Genomic DNA, 16,898 nt, shown 5'->3' on the forward strand with positions numbered 1-16,898 from the left:
AGACTGAGAAGCCACAGTCTGCTTTTTTATGTTACATTTTATGATTTTGTTTTACTGGAACTCTTATCGGTTCTTTTGCTAATAAGAGCTGAACGCCGAAGTATAGTATGCTTGCAAGTGTCATTCCAGAAACGGCATCTACAAAGGCATGTTGCTTCGTAAATAGCGTTGATAAAATAATAAGTGTACCGAAGAAAGTAAGGATGTAATATTCAAAAGCATGTTGTTCTCTACGCTTAAAGGAAGCTAACATAATTACAAATGTAGTAAGAACGTGAATGCTAGGGAAACAGTTTACCGGTTGATCGATACTATAAATATAGCGAACTAGTTCAGAAAATACATCTGTTCCAACGACAGTCGGACGCGGTACAGTTGTTTGCCAAAAATAATAAATAGAAAAACAAGCAAGCTTTCCAAAAATAACACTACTTAAAGTGACATAATATTGCTTTCGGTCAGCGAAGCAGTAATAAATAAGTGCGCCGTATAAGTATGGAAACCAAAGTAAATAAGGAATAATAAATGCTTTTACAAATGGAATCCAATCATCTACTACAGTTGTAACGTCTACTGCGTGAACAGTCGATTTATTTAATACGTCGTAAAGGGGACTTACGAGTACGAGTAGAAGTATATAACTTAACGGAAGAAAAGATGAAAGTTTAAATTTCTTCATGTTGATCTCCTATGTTTAGTAATGTAAGTAAATTCAATTGATTATAATATAGAAACGTGAATTGGGCTATCGATTTTACTTACATTTTCTTGAATTAACCTTACGTTTTTGTCACTTGACTAAAAAGAAGGGGGAGGGTGCTAAATGAAGCGTTTATCATATTTTTTAGTTTTTATATTGTTATGCCTAGTAGGTGCTGGGTGTGCAAAGAATAACGAAGGAGAAAAATTAGAATATAACGGAAGAGCACTCGTAATTGGAGTTGTTGGAGAAAAGCCGAAAGATACGTTTAGGAATGTAAAGTTTGAAAGTATAAAGTTAGAAGAAATGCAGGAGAAATCAGCAAAAGTTGATGGTTTTTTCGTTATGAAAGAATACTTTAAAGAGGCATCAAAGGAGCAGTATACGGACTTATTTTTATCGTTAAAGAAGCCGGTATTTTTTATTGGTTTGCAAGATAGACCGTATTTAATTTTTACTAACAAGGATTTAGATTATGATAATACCCCAAAGGATAAAACGATGACGTATACGCAAGGGTTTGTAAATATGGGGAACCCTGAAGGTCAATATTGGGGTATGGGATTATATAATGATACTGTTTCCGATCGAAATATTCATAATATGTATATAGTAGTATTTCAAACCATTTCGGATTACTTAAGTCGATGATGAAGGAGCCTGTAAACGAGGCTTCTTATTTTTTTATGTAGAAGCTAGTTTAAGTATGGGGAATACAGAAGTTGCTGATAAAATAGATAAAAATGGTTTTGAACTTGGGGAGGAGGCCTCTTTAGCAAAATATGAAGTGGGTATAGATATACCTATACCATTTACAAATCATGATTTACATATCGGGGTTCACCCTCACTTGGACAAACGGGTGGTTCTTTTAAGGTAAGTTCAAGTGGATTTAAAGTAAATTTCCCTTGGGGGCCTGGAGCTAGTCCTGTGGGTACAGGTGTTGAAGTAAAGATAAAATAAAAAGGATTATTTTTTATGACTTTAGAAAGTTTGAAAAAAATTTTAATAATTCTTTTTGTTATTTGTTTTTTTGGTACTATTATTTTTACAATGTTTGATGTTACATATAATTTAAAAGAAAAATAATCTTTTCATTGATATATTTAATTACAGTTCCTATTAGTTTTTTAATTTTATATAAAATAGGTAAATTTTTCATTAAATAAAGAGGTGAATTAAAATGGAGAAAGTAGAGAAAGATACATTACTTCCGATTGGTTCAGCTGTGAAATTTAAAACATGGGAACAACCATTGATGATATATGATAGAAAACAAGAAGATTCAAAAACTAAGAAAACTTGGGATTATGTAGCTTGTTATTATCCTATCGGAAATATTTCAACCGAATATAATATGTTTTTTAATCATGAACATATATCAGAGGTGATTTTTACTGGATATGTAAATGGAGTTGCGTGAAGAGTTAAAATAATATTATAGATGCTATAGTTTTTTTGAATGGAAATAGGGGGTATTTATTGTGAGAATAAGGGGGAATGATGTTGAAAACTATTAAAAATACATTATTATTTGTTCTATGTTTGGTGGTTCTTAGTGGTTGTTTTACAAGAGAGGGAACGATTGTTGGTGGTAAGGTTCATGGAGGTTCAAATAGTATAGATGGAAAGTATAAAAGTTTCACAGGTTTTGCAACTCAAGATATGGATGTAAAAAAAGGTGAAAGTTGGATATTTACTTTTGATGATAAAACTAAGCAAGGAACCATAAAGGCTTATGTTTTAGATTCAGATGATAATACAATACTGGAAGTTAATAGTGGAAAAGGCGAAAATAATATTAAAGTGTCTAAAGATGATACATATAAAGTTAAAATTATAACAGAAGAACATGGTGGGGAATTTGAAATATCATGGAAAAAAGAAAAGTAGCTAGTTAATAAGTAGAGGGATTATTATTATGTTCTTAGGAGTTGAATGGCTTCCAAAGAGATGGGGAAAAAGGAAAATTTCAGAACAGTTTCTGTAAGTGAAATTTACTGATGAAGGAAAAGTAATTTTGATTATTACTTATGCTATAGATTTATATGTGAATTATATTCCTTTAAAAGTAAAGAAATATAATTCACTTTAATTTCTATTGAATATAGAAGTGAGTATGCTATGAAAGTCATGTGTATGCATGGCTTTTTCTTTGTAGTAATTTCTTAATCATCATGGAATTCTCTCACTATTACGGCCAAAATCGTTAGTTCCTTTTATCTGTGCGCCTTTGTCATGTGAATTGTTTCCAAGTTTTGTGACTATAGGAAGAAACCGATGCAGCCCAGGGGTTAGTAAAGAAAAATAGGGAGTTAATCAAACGTTTGTTTAAGCTGTATGTTCGGTAGGAAGAAACCGATGCAGCTCAAAGGTTAAGAAAGAAAAATAGAGAATTAATCAAACGTTTGTTTAAGCTGTATGTTCGGTAGAAAGAAACTCATGTAGTTCAAAGGCTAACAAAGGAAAATAAGAAATTAATCAAACGCTTGTTTAAGATATATGTTTGGTGCAGAATCTAAAAAAATTTATATATTTATTTTTTTCTTAACAAATGGCGGAAAAATAAGAAAAATTCGCAGGATTATTAAAAATTATCACGAAATAAGTAAAAGTTTAGCGAATAATGGTTTGAAATAATAAAACGTTTTCTATATGATAAAGGTAAAGGTTAGTAAAAAAGTAGGTGAATTTATGACAGTAACATTTTATTCATATCCAAAGTGTGGCACATGTCAAAAGGCAAAGAAATGGTTTGAGGCAAACGATGTAGCATATGAGATGATTCATATTGTTGAAAATCCACCATCAAAAGAAGATTTACGTAATTTACATGAAAAAAGTGAATTACCATTAAAAAAATTCTTTAATACAAGTGGAATGCGTTACCGTGAACTTGGTCTGAAAGATAAGTTGAAAGATGCAAGCGAAGACGAAATGTATGAGCTTTTAGCATCTGATGGCATGTTGATCAAACGTCCAATTGTAACAGATGGAACGAATGTAACACTTGGTTTTAACGAAGAGCAGTTTGAAAGTGTGTGGAAAAAGTACCAATAAGGTATTTTTACATAATTAATACATTCACTGGAGGTACAGTCATGAGCATTCCAAATAATTTACGTTACTCTGAAGAACACGAATGGGTAAAAACTGAAGGTAATGAAGTTGTTATCGGTATCACTCACTTTGCACAAGGTGAGCTAGGTGATATCGTATTCGTTGAACTTCCTGAAGTAGGTGCAACAATCGAAGCTGACGAGCCATTCGGAAGCGTAGAATCTGTTAAAACAGTTTCTGAGTTATACGCACCTGTAAGCGGTAAAGTTGTAGCAGTAAACGAAGAATTAAGTGACCAACCAGAACTTGTTAACGAATCTCCATACGAGGGTGCATGGATGGTTAAAGTTGAACTTTCTGATGCAAGCCAAGTTGAGAAGTTATTAACTGCAGAAAAATATGCAGAAATGACAAACCAAGACTAATTATAGTCGACTAAAGGACAGCCTTTGTGCTGTCCTTTTTTATTTTGTGTAAAATAATGAATGTAGAATCATATACTAATTATCGTGTAGGAGAACGTTTTTTGAAAAAACTTTTTCGTTTAATCTTTATGCAGGTCTAGCCGCTTGTGCTTTTCATTGTCTAGCTCCAACTCCTAGCCCTTCATGTCTAAGAACCTTCCGCACGAGAAGACAAAAAGCGTCTTCTGTACGGAAGAACCTTAGCCAACAGGGCTAAACAGTCGGTTTCGCTTTTCTTTTGCAAAAATAAACAGGAAACAACATGAAAATAACGAATATACTATATACTAAGTTCAAGGTTGTATAGTATATGGTGATCGGGTGATGACATATGATTTATGTGGAAAAAGTCATTATTGTAGAAGGTACATCAGATAGAAGAAAGATTGAATCTATTATTCGTGAACCAGTGGAAATTGTTTGTACAAATGGTACAATTGGTTTGTCGAAAATGGATGAGCTCGTTGATCAGTTTTTTGATAAGGAAGTGTATGTGCTAGTGGATGCTGATGATGCTGGAGAAAAGTTAAGGAAACAATTTCGAAAAGAATTTCCGCAAGCCGAGCATATCTATATTGATCGCTCGTACCGAGAAGTGGCAACTGCACCATCTACACACTTAGCAAATGTATTATGGGGAGCCGACATTGACGTTTATACAGAATATTTACGGTAAGGAATGATAGAAGTGATCGATTGGACAGGAGCCGAAGCTACAGCCCTAATAGAGAATGAAGAAAAAACAGTGTTATATGTATATACTCCAATGTGTGGAACATGCCAATTAGCAAAAAAGATGTTAACAGTCGTTGAGATGACAATTGAAGGCCTCAAAATTGGGATGTTAGATTTAAATTATGCTCCGCATTTAGCGAAAGAGTATGGGATTGAAAGTGTACCTTGTTTACTTGTTTTTGAAAATGGGACACTGATGAAGAAGATATATGCATTTCATTCGGTTGAATATCTATATACGGAATTAAAGTAGGCGGCAAAATTTTTGCCGCCTCGACATATTTCTTGGGAAATATGTCGAGATGCAGGATGGATACAGTATTTGTCGAGCGAAAATAACAGGATTGCTCTTTATTGAGAGGGAATGGTATGTAATAGAAAGTGATATGAAGGATGTGATTTAGGGTGAAATTATATTCTTTGCTTCAATCATTTGTAAATTACGCTAATGGTCAATATCATTTAGAGCCGCTTTTAAGACGAGAGGAGAAAACTGTTAATTTCCGCTTTAGAGATGAAAGTTGTTCGTTACAAATTTCAAGAGATTATATAGAGCTGCTACAAGAGGAAAGAGGAACGGAACAAATCATTTGCTTAGACGAAAAGGATATAGAACAATTGGTGAATGGAAATGTACGATTGCAAATGTTAATGAACGATGGGCGTGTACAATATTCGGGAACGTACCAAACGATGTTATTAGTTGAATCAATGTTTCATATATGTAAACCGATGTCAGTAGGTGCTTAAAATTCTGAAGTTTCATTTTTTGCGAAAATTTCTGTTGACATGGTGAGTGTATATTGATACAATTCAAGTCATAAAATATAGACAATTTCATAAATTTCAAATCAGACGAAAATTGAATCTGATTTCTCTTATCAAGAGAGGTGGAGGGACTGTGCCCTGTGAAGCCCGGCAACCGTCAACTTATGTTGAAATGGTGCCAATTCCTGCAAAGCGAATGCTTTGAGAGATGAGAGAGAGGGATAATGTTGTTATATACGCATATAAACCTTTCTGCTTCTCTAAAGCAGAAAGGTTTTTTTATTGTTTGAATGTGGAGGACATTCAAATAATAAAAGTAATGATAACAGTGGACTACACGCATTAAAAATAAAAAATTGCGGAGTCGACCTAAACAAAAAAGGGGTGAACATCATGATTCTATTAGAGAATGTAAGGAAAATATATAAGGCGAAAAGCGGTGATGTCACTGCTGTAGATAACGCCAATTTAAAAATAGAAAAAGGCGAAATATTTGGTGTTATCGGATATAGCGGCGCTGGGAAAAGTTCTTTAATCAGATTGTTTAATCAGTTAGAGAAACCGACTTCTGGCCAAATTACAATTGCGAATCGTGTTATATCAGCAATTACAGGAAGTGAACTTCGTAAGGCAAGGCAAGAAATCGGAATGATTTTTCAGCACTTCAACTTACTTTGGTCACGAACTGTACGTGAAAATATAGAGTTTCCACTTGAAATTGCAGGTGTTGATAAAACGAAGAGAAGAAAACGTGTTGATGAATTAATTCATCTTGTTGGATTAGAAGGAAGAGGAGACGCGTACCCATCTCAGCTGAGCGGGGGACAAAAACAACGCGTTGGGATTGCAAGAGCATTAGCTAACAACCCACAAGTACTTTTATGTGATGAAGCAACGTCAGCTCTTGATCCAGAAACGACAGATCAAATTTTGGATTTACTATTAGACATTAATAAGCGCCTTGGTTTAACAATTGTACTCATTACACATGAGATGCACGTAATTCGAAAGATTTGTAATCGAGTGGCAGTAATGGAGAGAGGAAAGATTGTAGAAACGGGTCCAGTACTTGATGTATTCCGTAATCCGAAGCAAGATATTACGAAACGATTTGTACAGCAGTTAACAGATTCTGAAGATACAAATGAAACGATTGAAAGTTTAATTGAAAAATATCCAGATGGAAAAGTGATTCGTTTGCAGTTTATCGGTGAGGCTGTAGAAAGACCAGTGCTTCAACGATTGATGCAGCGCAGTGATATAGAAGTTAGCATTTTGCAAGGAAATATCGCACAAACGAATAACGGTTCTTACGGTAGTTTAGTTGTTCATTTAAATGGTGAGGAAACAGCAATCCAGCAAGCAATAGAAGGAATTCATCAAGATCAAGTAGAGCTGGAGGTGATTGCACATGGATAAGTTACTCGCAAATGTTGATTGGAATCAAATGTTAGAAGCAACTGGTGAAACGTTATATATGACGGCAATCGCAGCTCTTGCGACATTTGTTTTAGGACTAATTTTAGGATTGTTACTCTTCATGACAGCGAAAGATAATTTATGGGAAAACAAATCAATTAATACGGTGATTGGAGCATTCGTAAATATATTCCGTTCTATACCGTTCATCATTTTAATTATTTTATTAATCCCATTCACAAAGATTCTTCTTGGAACAATTCTTGGAGCAAGTGCCGCGCTGCCGGCTTTAATTATTGGAGCGGCACCATTCTATGCGAGAATGGTTGAAATCGCACTTCGCGAAATTGATAAAGGTGTAATTGAAGCTTCAAAAGCAATGGGAGCAAAAACAAGCACAATTATTTTAAAAGTATTGATTCCAGAATCGTTACCAGCATTAGTATCTGGTATTACGGTTACGACAATTGCTTTAGTAGGCTATACAGCAATGGCGGGAGTTGTTGGTGCTGGTGGTCTTGGAACACTTGCTTACTTAGAAGGATTCCAGAGAGGGAATAACGATGTAACAATCGTTGCGACAATTTGTGTATTACTAGTTGTATTTTTAATTCAGTGGATTGGTGATAGTTTAACGACTCGAATAGATAAACGATAATAAAAAACGGGAGGATGTTTCAAATGAAAAAATTATTACTTACGGCACTTATTTCAACTTCAATTTTTGGTTTAGCTGCTTGTGGCGGGAAAGATAAAGATGAAAAGAAACTTGTTGTTGGTGCTTCTAACGTACCGCACGCTGAAATTTTAGAAAAGGCAAAACCGTTACTTGAGAAAAAAGGAATCGAGTTAGAAATTAAAAAATTCCAAGACTACGTATTACCAAATAAATCGTTAGCGGATAAGGATTTAGATGCAAACTACTTCCAGCACATTCCGTATTTAGAAAAAGAAATTAAAGATAAAAAGTATGACTTTGAAGTAGCAGGAAAAATTCATTTAGAGCCAATTGGTGTATATTCTCAAAAATATAAGAGCTTAAAAGAACTTCCGGACGGAGCAACAATCATTATGAGTAATTCTGTGGCTGACCATGGACGTGGTTTAGCAATTTTACAAAAAGAAGGCATTTTAAAAATTAAAGATGGGGTAGATCCAGTTAAAGCAACTCCAAAAGATATTGCAGATAATCCGAAAAATCTAAAATTCAAAACGGATATCGAGCCTGGTTTATTGCCACAAGTGTATAACAATAAAGAAGGCGATGCTGTTTTAATTAACTCTAACTATGCAATTGATGCAAAGTTAAATCCAGAAAAAGATGCCATTGCAATTGAAGGAAATGATTCACCGTACGCAAACATAGTAGCTGTTCGTAAAGGCGATAAAGATAAGAAAGAGATTAAAGCTCTTGTAGAAGTATTACATTCTAAAGAAATTGAAGACTTCATTAATAAAGAATATAAAGGGGCAGTTGTTCCTGTAAAAGAATAATTGCTGAAAAGGGCTGGTCTGATGCCAGCTCTTTTTCATAACTACATAACTATTGGGGAGAAGGGGACATCATATGAAAAAGATTCTATTGTCAGTTGTTACAGCGCTGTCTGTATTTACATTAGCTGCTTGCGGAGGGAAAGATGAGAATAAGCTTGTTGTTGGAGCTTCTAACGTGCCACACGCTGTTATTTTAGAAAAGGCACAGCCGATATTAGAGAAAAAGGGTATTAAATTAGAAATTAAAAAATTCCAAGATTATGTGTTGCCGAATAAAGCGTTAGCGGATAAGGAAATTGATGCGAACTACTTCCAACACATTCCTTACTTAGATAAAGAAATCCAAGAAAAAGGATATAAAATTGTAAACGCAGGAAAAATCCATTTAGAGCCAATGGGCATTTATTCTAAGAAATATAAAAGCTTAAAAGACTTACCAGATGGCGGGACAGTGATTATGAGTAATAACGTAGCGGAGCGTGGCCGTATGTTAGCATTGTTACAAAAAGGCGGCGTGATTAAGCTTAAAGATGGTGTAGATGTGGTTAAGGCGACAGTAAAAGATGTAGTCGAAAATCCGAAAAACTTAAAATTTAAAACAGATGTTGAACCTGGACTTTCACCGAAGTTGTATGAAAATAATGAGGGAGATGCTTTATTCATTAATTCGAACTATGCAATTGATGCAAAATTAAATCCAACGAAGGATGCAATTGCGATTGAAGGAGCAGACTCTCCGTATGCAAACATCATTGCAGTTCGTAAAGGTGATGAGAAGAAAAAAGAAATTAAAGAGCTAGTAGAAGTGTTACATTCAAAAGAAATTCAAGATTTTATTAATAAAGAATATAAAGGTGCTGTACTTCCGGTAAGTGAATAAATATAAGGAAAGGACTGGGAAATTACCAGTCCTTTTTTCTTTATATAAATAAGAAGAAAGGTGTATCATAGAAAGATGTAAAGGAAATACTTATATACATTTGTGAAAAAACGGTTACTTTTTTTCGTCGTTTGCGATATCATTTTATTTGATATAAAATTAGAATGAGAATAAAATGAGAATATGAACGTTTTAGGAATTTTTAAAATGTATATATAGGATTAATGGAGGTATTGAGATGGCTGGTTCTACATTAACGGTTAAAGACTTACACGTATCAATTGACGGCAAAGAAATTTTAAAGGGTGTAAACCTTGAAGTAAAAGGTGGAGAAATCCACGCAATTATGGGACCTAACGGAACAGGTAAATCAACTTTATCTTCTGCAATTATGGGTCACCCAAAGTATGAAGTAACAGAAGGTAGCATCATCATTGACGGTGAAGATGTATTAGAAATGGAAGTAGACGAGCGCGCACAAGCGGGTCTATTCCTAGCAATGCAATATCCAAGTGAAATTAGCGGAGTAACAAACGCTGACTTCTTACGTTCTGCAATTAACGCACGTCGTGAAGAAGGCGATGAAATTTCTCTTATGAAATTTATCCGTACATTAGATAAAAACATGGAATTCCTAGAAATGGATCCAGAAATGGCACAACGTTACTTAAACGAAGGTTTCTCTGGTGGAGAGAAAAAGCGTAACGAAATTCTTCAATTAATGATGATTGAGCCAAAAATCGCAATCTTAGATGAAATCGACTCAGGTCTTGATATCGATGCATTAAAAGTTGTATCTAAAGGTATTAACCAAATGCGCGGCGAAGAGTTCGGTTGCCTAATGATTACGCATTACCAACGCTTATTAAACTACATCACTCCAGACTTCGTTCACGTTATGATGAACGGTCGTATCGTTAAATCTGGTGGCCCTGAGCTTGCACAACGTCTAGAAGCTGAAGGTTACGACTGGATTAAAAAAGAATTAGGTATTGAAGACGAAACAACAGAGCAAGAAGCGTAAGAGAGGAGCATAAACATGACAATCGGTACATTACCTTTCGATCAAGAAACAATCCGTCAACGCGCAAGCGAAGTAAACGAAGCTGCTTGGTTGACTGAGTTCCGCTTACAAGCTCTTGCACAAGCAACAGAACTTCCAATGCCAACGCCTGATAAAACGAAAATTGAAAAATGGGACTTTATCGGAAAAGGCGACGCTGCTAAGCAAGAGCCTGTAAGTTCTTTAACAGAGCTTCCAGAAGCAGTGAAAAACTTAATCGATGAAAATAACAGCGTATTAGTGCAACGTACTGGTACAACTGCGTTCGTTTCTTTAGCAGACGAAGCAAAAGACAAAGGTGTTATTTTCACAGATATCGTAACAGCTGCAACAGAGCATGCTGAATTACTACAAAAGTATTTAATGAAAGACGGAGTGAAAGTAGACGAGCATCGTCTAACTGCACTTCATGCTGCATTAATCAACGGCGGTGCATTCGTATATGTTCCGAAAAACGTTGTTCTTGAAACTCCACTTCAAGCTGTATTCTTAGTAGACGGCGAAGAAGCTAACGTATATAACCACGTATTATTCGTAGCTGATGCGAACAGTACTGCAACTTATGTAGAAAACTATGTTGCAAATGAAAATGCTAAAGGTATTGCAAATATCGTAGCAGAAGTAATTGTGGAACAAGGCGCACAAGTGAAATTCGGTGCGGTTGATCTATTAGCAAAAGACGTAACAACTTACGTTAACCGCCGCGGTGTTGTTGGACGCGACGGCCGCATTGATTGGGCTCTAGGCCTTATGAATGACGGAAACACAATTTCAGAGAACGTTACGAACTTAATGGGCGACGGTTCATATGCTGATACGAAAACAGTAACAATTGGCCGTGGTAACCAAACACAAAACTTTACAACTAAAGTTGTTCACTTCGGTAAACACTCTGAAGGTTGGATTTTAAAACACGGTGTACAAAAAGATAGTGCAACATCTATCTTTAATGGAATTGGTAAGATTGAACACGGTGCATCTAAATCAAATGCACAACAATCTTCTCGCGTTCTTATGCTAGACGAAAAAGCTCGCGGTGATGCGAACCCAATTCTTTTAATTGATGAAGATGATGTTATGGCAGGTCACGCAGCTTCAGTAGGCCGCGTAGATCCGTACCAATTATACTACTTGATGAGCCGTGGTATTCCAAAACGCGAAGCAGAACGTTTAGTCATCCATGGATTCTTAGCACCTGTAGTAAATGAGCTTCCAATTGAAGGAGTAAAAGCACAGCTTGTTGAGGTAATTGAAAGGAAAGTTCGCTAATGAATATTCATGAAATACGCAAACAGTTTCCAATTCTTGATCAAAAAGTGAACGGCAAACAACTTGTTTATTTCGATAGTGCAGCAACTTCTCAAAAACCAATTCAAGTCATTGAAACGTTAGAACGTTACTATAAAGAATATAATTCTAACGTGCATCGCGGTGTTCATACGCTCGGTACAAAAGCTACCGACGCGTATGAAGGTGCACGTGAGAAAGTTCGCAAGTTTATTAACGCGAAATCAATGGAAGAGATTATTTTCACGCGCGGAACGACAACTGCATTAAATACAGTAGCGGCTAGCTATGGCCTTGAAAATGTAAAAGAAGGCGATGAAATCGTTATTTCTTACATGGAACACCATAGTAACATCATTCCGTGGCAACAAGTTGCGAAGAAAACTGGTGCAACTTTGAAATACCTTCCGCTTCAACCAGACGGTACAATTTCTTTAGAAGATGTTCGTCAAACTGTTACACCGAATACAAAAATCGTTTCTATTATGCAAGTATCAAACGTACTTGGAACGATTAACCCTGTAAAAGAAATCGGAGCAATCGCACACGAAAACGGAGCAATTATGGTCGTTGATGGTGCACAAAGTACACCTCACATGAAAGTGGATGTACAAGATTTAAACTGTGATTTTTACGCATTATCTGCTCATAAGATGTGCGGACCTACAGGTATCGGCGTATTATATGGTAAGAAAGAATTGCTAAACAATATGGAGCCAATTGAATTTGGTGGTGAAATGATTGATTTCGTAGATTTACAAGAATCTACTTGGAAAGAGCTTCCGTGGAAGTTTGAAGCGGGTACACCGATTATCGGTAATGCAATCGGACTTGGTGCGGCAATTGATTTCCTAGAAGAAATCGGTCTTGATAATATTGAAAAGCATGAGCATGAATTAGCGCAATACGCTTTAGAAAGACTATCAGAAGTAGATGGCGTTACAATTTATGGTCCAAAGCATCGCGCTGGTCTTGTTACATTTAATATTGAAGACGTACATCCTCACGATGTAGCGACTGTATTAGATGTAGAAGGCATTGCAGTTCGCGCAGGACATCACTGTGCACAACCGCTTATGAAGTGGCTAAAAGCTTCTTCAACAGCACGTGCGAGCTTCTATTTATATAATACAAAAGAAGAAATTGATACATTTGTTGAATCGCTAATCAAGACAAAGGAGTATTTCACAAATGTCATTTAATAATTTAGATACGTTATATCGTCAAGTTATTATGGATCATTACAAAAATCCTCGTAACCATGGCGTGTTAGAAGATAGTGTTACCGTTAACTTGAACAATCCAACTTGCGGCGATCGTATTCAACTTACGATGAAAGTAGAAGAAGGTATTGTGCAAGAGGCGAAGTTTGAAGGCGAAGGATGTTCAATCTCAATGTCTTCAGCTTCAATGATGACACAAGCAGTAAAAGGTAAGAAAATTGAAGAAGCACTTCAGCTTTCGAAAATTTTCTCTGACATGATGCTAGGAAAAGAGTACGATGACAGCATCGATTTAGGAGATATTGAAGCATTACAAGGCGTATGCAAGTTCCCTGCACGTATTAAATGTGCAACATTAGCGTGGAAAGCGTTAGAAAAGGGCTTAAACGAAGATAAGTAATGTTAAAGGTTCCTAAAAATGAGGTTATCTAAGGAGGGACACACCAACATGGCGAAGCAACTGCCAGATATCGGCGATTACAAATATGGTTTCAAAGACAAAGACGTTTCGATTTTCCGTGCTGGACGCGGTTTAACAAAAGAGATCGTTGAAGAGATTTCACGTATGAAAGAAGAACCACAGTGGATGTTAGACTTCCGTTTAAAATCACTGGATAAGTTCTATGAAATGCCAATGCCACAATGGGGCGGCGACTTAAACGACTTAGATTTCGATGAAATTACGTACTACGTAAAACCATCTGAGAAATCTGAGAAGTCTTGGGATGAAGTACCTGATGAAATTAAAGCAACATTTGATAAATTAGGTATTCCAGAAGCTGAGCAAAAATATTTAGCTGGTGTATCTGCACAGTACGAATCTGAAGTTGTATACCACAACATGAAAGAAGACCTAGAAGCTCTAGGAATCGTCTTCAAAGATACAGATAGCGCATTAAAAGAGAACGAAGATATTTTCCGTGAGCATTTCGGAAAAGTAATTCCACCAACAGACAACAAATTCTCTGCATTAAACTCTGCAGTTTGGTCTGGTGGATCATTCATCTACGTTCCAAAAGGTATTAAAGTTGATACACCACTTCAAGCGTATTTCCGTATTAACTCTGAAAATATGGGACAATTCGAGCGTACGCTTATCATCGTAGACGAAGGCGCACACGTACACTACGTAGAAGGTTGTACAGCACCTGTTTACACTACTAACTCACTTCACAGTGCGGTAGTAGAAATCATCATTAAAAAAGATGCGTATTGCCGTTATACAACAATCCAAAACTGGGCGAACAACGTATACAACCTAGTTACAAAACGTGCGGTTTGTGAAGAAAACGCAACGATGGAATGGATTGATGGTAACATCGGTTCTAAATTAACGATGAAATACCCAGCAGTTATCTTAAAAGGCGAAGGCGCTCGTGGTTTAACATTATCAATCGCGATTGCTGGTAAAGGCCAACACCAAGATGCTGGTGCGAAAATGATTCACTTAGCACCAAACACGTCTTCAACAATCGTTTCTAAATCGATTGCGAAGCATGGTGGTAAAGTAACTTACCGTGGTATCGTACACTTCGGACCAAAAGCGAAAAACTCTCGCTCTAACATCGAGTGTGACACGTTAATCATGGATAACCAATCTACATCTGATACAATTCCTTACAACGAAATCAAAAACGATTACGTTTCACTTGAGCACGAAGCGAAAGTATCGAAAGTATCAGAAGAACAATTATTCTACCTAATGAGCCGCGGTATTTCTGAGCAAGAAGCTACAGAAATGATCGTAATGGGCTTCATCGAGCCATTCACTCGCGAACTTCCAATGGAATACGCAGTTGAAATGAACCGTCTAATCAAGTTTGAGATGGAAGGTTCTATTGGTTAATAGATAAAGTAGAAGCGCCCTGCTGTGCAGGGCGCTTTTTTGTTTTGCGGATTTGTCTTGGCTTGGGAGAGGATACCCGGGTGGGTGTTCAGCTAAATATATCAACGATTTTTCAAATATATCGATCATAAATGGGAATATATCAACGTTTCGACAAGGAATATCGATTTGTCGACAAGATAAGACAAAAGAAAATCCTCACATACCCCAAACATTTTATAAGAACAGAGAACGACTAGGTTTAAGACAAAGATACTGACAAATCCACTTGAACAACCACTCACTGAATTCTCTATTAAACTTTTTGACAAATCCACCCCTCCCTCCACTATCTGGAATTCTTTCCTGCATTAGCAAAAGTTTCTCATATGAAAAGGACAATCTTTTGCTTTTTCTCACAATGCGAGTACAATGTAAAATAGCAAGAAAAGACGAAAAGTATTTACAGGATTATTGTGTGCGCATAGCGTAAATGGCAGTAAGGAACTGAGAGGAGGTTTTTTCTCTGAATACAAATAAAGAAACAATCATCCACCTTTATCATACAAACGATATACATAGTCATTTTGAAAATTGGCCGCAAATTTCTCGGTTTGTTCTAGGGGAGAAAAAGCGAAGACAGGAAGCGGGAGAGACTGTTTTGACGGTTGATATCGGTGATCATGTGGATCGTTTTCATAGTATTTCGGAAGCGACAAATGGCCTTGGGAATACGAAGCTTTTAAATGAGGCGTTATATGATTATGTAACGATCGGAAATAATGAAGGCATTACGTTAGCGAAGGAGCATTTGAATCGTCTATATGATGATGCTGGATTTGAGGTGCTCGTTGCGAATTTATTTGAAAAAGAAGGGGTACGTCCAGCGTGGGCGAAGCCTTATAAATTACATACGACGACAGATGGGATTATCATTGCTTTTATCGGATTAACGGTAGCTTATCTAGAGTTTTATCATATGCTCGATTGGCATATTGAAGATCCGCTTATCCATTTAGAGTCTATTTTAGAAGAAGTGAAAGATGAGGCGCATATTACCGTTGTCCTATCTCACCTTGGAAAAAGTATGGATGAGTATATGGCAGAGCATTATGATATAGATGTTATTTTAGGTGCACATACGCATCATTTATTTGAGCGTGGTGTTCTACTGAACAATACTTTACTTTGCTGTTGTGAAAAGTGGGGACGTTACGTTGGCCACGTTCAGCTTACTGTGGATAAAGAGACGAAGAAGTTGTTGGAAAAGGACGGTAGAGCGATTAAGACGGAACGGTTAGGTGCTTATAGCGATCCGTTATCCACAATTGAAATACTGCAGGAAGAAAGTAAGCATATAATGGCAGAGCCTGTCGTTCATTTAAAAGAGTCATTACCGGTTGATTGGTTTCAGGAGACGCCGTTTTCTCATATGTTAGCAAGTGCGCTGAAAACATGGTGCGATGCAGAGATTGGCATGGTGAACGCCGGTGTACTTCTTGAAGGGCTAGAAGAGGGTGTTGTAACGCGCGGAGATATTCACAGAATTTGTCCACATCCAATTAATCCGTGTGCTTTGAAAGTTCCAGGAAAGATATTAAGAGAAGTTATTTTGAAAGCACGTAAACCGAACATGGAGAATCTTGAGGTGAAAGGATTCGGATTTCGGGGGAAAGTGATGGGGAAAATGATTTATGCTGGTGTAGAAGTCATTCCAGATACGATTCCTGGCAATAAAATTTTATTAGAAGATGTATTGATTAACGGCGAATCGCTGGAGTTAGACCGTATATATACGGTAGGAACAATCGATATGTTTACGTTTGGATACTTATACCCAGAGCTATCCACACTTTCTGGCAAACAATATTATATGCCAGAACTACTTAGAGATGTGTTAACGGATATGTTAATAACTCATACAACTTCCGTTAAACTATAGGCTAGTTAACTTGTAACACTCATTTTTCTCTTGTCATA

At 36.5% G+C, this 16,898-nt stretch carries 19 protein-coding genes, 2 pseudogenes and 1 riboswitch; of the genes and pseudogenes, 20 read left to right on the forward strand and 1 reads right to left on the reverse strand.

Annotated features, from left to right (window positions below; all coding sequences use genetic code 11):
- Positions 1 to 31: 31 nt before the first annotated feature.
- Entirely contained in the window at positions 32 to 679 is a 648-nt protein-coding gene (locus CQ064_RS13510) for a phosphatase PAP2 family protein (protein WP_000713776.1), read from the reverse strand.
- 144 nt (positions 680 to 823) lie between these two features.
- On the opposite strand from CQ064_RS13510, the gene CQ064_RS13515 reads away from it, so the two are divergent.
- The 20 genes and pseudogenes from CQ064_RS13515 (at position 824) to CQ064_RS13610 (ending at position 16,860) form a co-directional block, all read left to right on the forward strand.
- Positions 824 to 1,351 carry a hypothetical protein gene (locus CQ064_RS13515; RefSeq protein ID WP_000826910.1) on the forward strand — a complete coding sequence of 176 codons (528 nt, stop codon included), beginning with the start codon at positions 824 to 826 and terminating at the stop codon, positions 1,349 to 1,351.
- 55 nt (positions 1,352 to 1,406) lie between these two features.
- Positions 1,407 to 1,663: pseudogene (locus CQ064_RS13520) on the forward strand (hypothetical protein).
- Between the two features lie 15 nt (positions 1,664 to 1,678).
- Positions 1,679 to 1,869: pseudogene (locus CQ064_RS34305) on the forward strand (hypothetical protein).
- Positions 1,870 to 1,883: 14 nt separating this feature from the next.
- Positions 1,884 to 2,123, forward strand: a complete 240-nt coding sequence (locus CQ064_RS13530) for a DUF4176 domain-containing protein (protein ID WP_003272334.1) — start codon at positions 1,884 to 1,886, stop codon at positions 2,121 to 2,123.
- Positions 2,124 to 2,203: 80 nt separating this feature from the next.
- A complete protein-coding gene (locus tag CQ064_RS13535) occupies positions 2,204 to 2,593 on the forward strand; it encodes a hypothetical protein (protein WP_000920743.1) in 390 nt (129 codons plus the stop codon).
- 801 nt (positions 2,594 to 3,394) lie between these two features.
- Positions 3,395 to 3,760 (forward strand): arsenate reductase family protein, encoded by a 366-nt coding sequence (locus tag CQ064_RS13540; RefSeq protein ID WP_000218968.1) that lies wholly within the window; start codon positions 3,395 to 3,397, stop codon positions 3,758 to 3,760.
- A 41-nt stretch (positions 3,761 to 3,801) separates the two neighbouring features.
- A complete protein-coding gene (gcvH, locus tag CQ064_RS13545) occupies positions 3,802 to 4,185 on the forward strand; it encodes a glycine cleavage system protein GcvH (protein WP_000026896.1) in 384 nt (127 codons plus the stop codon).
- 370 nt (positions 4,186 to 4,555) lie between these two features.
- Positions 4,556 to 4,900, forward strand: coding sequence for a toprim domain-containing protein (locus CQ064_RS13550; protein WP_000640870.1), 345 nt, complete (start codon positions 4,556 to 4,558; stop codon positions 4,898 to 4,900).
- Positions 4,901 to 4,903: 3 nt separating this feature from the next.
- Positions 4,904 to 5,212: a thioredoxin family protein gene (locus CQ064_RS13555; RefSeq protein WP_002025020.1), complete on the forward strand. Its 309-nt coding sequence runs from the start codon at positions 4,904 to 4,906 to the stop codon at positions 5,210 to 5,212.
- A gap of 152 nt (positions 5,213 to 5,364) precedes the next feature.
- Positions 5,365 to 5,709 (forward strand): hypothetical protein, encoded by a 345-nt coding sequence (locus CQ064_RS13560; RefSeq protein ID WP_000781229.1) that lies wholly within the window; start codon positions 5,365 to 5,367, stop codon positions 5,707 to 5,709.
- A 125-nt stretch (positions 5,710 to 5,834) separates the two neighbouring features.
- A riboswitch (SAM riboswitch) is annotated at positions 5,835 to 5,942 on the forward strand.
- A gap of 178 nt (positions 5,943 to 6,120) precedes the next feature.
- A complete protein-coding gene (locus CQ064_RS13565) occupies positions 6,121 to 7,146 on the forward strand; it encodes a methionine ABC transporter ATP-binding protein (RefSeq protein ID WP_000601791.1) in 1,026 nt (341 codons plus the stop codon).
- Positions 7,139 to 7,804, forward strand: coding sequence for a methionine ABC transporter permease (locus CQ064_RS13570; protein WP_000359401.1), 666 nt, complete (start codon positions 7,139 to 7,141; stop codon positions 7,802 to 7,804). Before CQ064_RS13565 ends, CQ064_RS13570 begins: the two co-directional genes overlap by 8 nt.
- 23 nt (positions 7,805 to 7,827) lie before the next feature.
- Complete coding sequence (gene metQ / locus CQ064_RS13575; protein WP_000735081.1) at positions 7,828 to 8,640, forward strand: methionine ABC transporter substrate-binding lipoprotein MetQ; 813 nt, start codon at positions 7,828 to 7,830, stop codon at positions 8,638 to 8,640.
- Between the two features lie 73 nt (positions 8,641 to 8,713).
- A complete protein-coding gene (metQ, locus tag CQ064_RS13580) occupies positions 8,714 to 9,520 on the forward strand; it encodes a methionine ABC transporter substrate-binding lipoprotein MetQ (protein ID WP_000722397.1) in 807 nt (268 codons plus the stop codon).
- A 238-nt stretch (positions 9,521 to 9,758) separates the two neighbouring features.
- On the forward strand, positions 9,759 to 10,544 hold the full coding sequence (gene sufC, locus CQ064_RS13585; RefSeq protein WP_000929163.1) for a Fe-S cluster assembly ATPase SufC: 786 nt from the start codon (positions 9,759 to 9,761) through the stop codon (positions 10,542 to 10,544).
- A 15-nt stretch (positions 10,545 to 10,559) separates the two neighbouring features.
- Complete coding sequence (gene sufD / locus CQ064_RS13590; protein ID WP_000152173.1) at positions 10,560 to 11,852, forward strand: Fe-S cluster assembly protein SufD; 1,293 nt, start codon at positions 10,560 to 10,562, stop codon at positions 11,850 to 11,852.
- Positions 11,852 to 13,072 (forward strand): cysteine desulfurase SufS, encoded by a 1,221-nt coding sequence (sufS, locus tag CQ064_RS13595; RefSeq protein ID WP_001020767.1) that lies wholly within the window; start codon positions 11,852 to 11,854, stop codon positions 13,070 to 13,072. The genes sufD and sufS overlap by 1 nt, the downstream gene beginning before the upstream one ends.
- Complete coding sequence (sufU, locus tag CQ064_RS13600) at positions 13,062 to 13,493, forward strand: Fe-S cluster assembly sulfur transfer protein SufU (protein WP_000009523.1); 432 nt, start codon at positions 13,062 to 13,064, stop codon at positions 13,491 to 13,493. The genes sufS and sufU overlap by 11 nt, the downstream gene beginning before the upstream one ends.
- A gap of 48 nt (positions 13,494 to 13,541) precedes the next feature.
- The gene (sufB, locus tag CQ064_RS13605) at positions 13,542 to 14,939 is read left to right on the forward strand and encodes a Fe-S cluster assembly protein SufB (protein WP_001118824.1); all 1,398 of its coding nucleotides are present in this window, start codon (positions 13,542 to 13,544) and stop codon (positions 14,937 to 14,939) included.
- A 529-nt stretch (positions 14,940 to 15,468) separates the two neighbouring features.
- On the forward strand, positions 15,469 to 16,860 hold the full coding sequence (locus CQ064_RS13610; RefSeq protein WP_080546085.1) for a bifunctional metallophosphatase/5'-nucleotidase: 1,392 nt from the start codon (positions 15,469 to 15,471) through the stop codon (positions 16,858 to 16,860).
- Positions 16,861 to 16,898: the final 38 nt, after the last annotated feature.

This window comes from Bacillus sp. MYb78 (assembly GCF_002975115.1).
GTDB lineage: Bacteria > Bacillota > Bacilli > Bacillales > Bacillaceae_G > Bacillus_A > Bacillus_A cereus.

Excerpts from the sequence above, each read along its gene's own strand:
- gcvH (WP_000026896.1), top strand. The coding sequence starts at position 3,802 with ATGAGCATTCCAAATAATTTACGTTACTCTGAAGAACACGAATGGGTA.
- sufU (WP_000009523.1), top strand. The coding sequence starts at position 13,062 with ATGTCATTTAATAATTTAGATACGTTATATCGTCAAGTTATTATGGAT.
- CQ064_RS13510 (WP_000713776.1), bottom strand. The coding sequence starts at position 679 with ATGAAGAAATTTAAACTTTCATCTTTTCTTCCGTTAAGTTATATACTT.
- CQ064_RS13550 (WP_000640870.1), top strand. The coding sequence starts at position 4,556 with ATGATTTATGTGGAAAAAGTCATTATTGTAGAAGGTACATCAGATAGA.
- sufB (WP_001118824.1), top strand. The coding sequence starts at position 13,542 with ATGGCGAAGCAACTGCCAGATATCGGCGATTACAAATATGGTTTCAAA.
- metQ (WP_000735081.1), top strand. The coding sequence starts at position 7,828 with ATGAAAAAATTATTACTTACGGCACTTATTTCAACTTCAATTTTTGGT.
- CQ064_RS13535 (WP_000920743.1), top strand. The coding sequence starts at position 2,204 with ATGTTGAAAACTATTAAAAATACATTATTATTTGTTCTATGTTTGGTG.
- sufD (WP_000152173.1), top strand. The coding sequence starts at position 10,560 with ATGACAATCGGTACATTACCTTTCGATCAAGAAACAATCCGTCAACGC.
- CQ064_RS13515 (WP_000826910.1), top strand. The coding sequence starts at position 824 with ATGAAGCGTTTATCATATTTTTTAGTTTTTATATTGTTATGCCTAGTA.
- CQ064_RS13565 (WP_000601791.1), top strand. The coding sequence starts at position 6,121 with ATGATTCTATTAGAGAATGTAAGGAAAATATATAAGGCGAAAAGCGGT.
- CQ064_RS13540 (WP_000218968.1), top strand. The coding sequence starts at position 3,395 with ATGACAGTAACATTTTATTCATATCCAAAGTGTGGCACATGTCAAAAG.
- metQ (WP_000722397.1), top strand. The coding sequence starts at position 8,714 with ATGAAAAAGATTCTATTGTCAGTTGTTACAGCGCTGTCTGTATTTACA.
- CQ064_RS13530 (WP_003272334.1), top strand. The coding sequence starts at position 1,884 with ATGGAGAAAGTAGAGAAAGATACATTACTTCCGATTGGTTCAGCTGTG.
- CQ064_RS13555 (WP_002025020.1), top strand. The coding sequence starts at position 4,904 with ATGATAGAAGTGATCGATTGGACAGGAGCCGAAGCTACAGCCCTAATA.
- sufC (WP_000929163.1), top strand. The coding sequence starts at position 9,759 with ATGGCTGGTTCTACATTAACGGTTAAAGACTTACACGTATCAATTGAC.
- sufS (WP_001020767.1), top strand. The coding sequence starts at position 11,852 with ATGAATATTCATGAAATACGCAAACAGTTTCCAATTCTTGATCAAAAA.
- CQ064_RS13570 (WP_000359401.1), top strand. The coding sequence starts at position 7,139 with ATGGATAAGTTACTCGCAAATGTTGATTGGAATCAAATGTTAGAAGCA.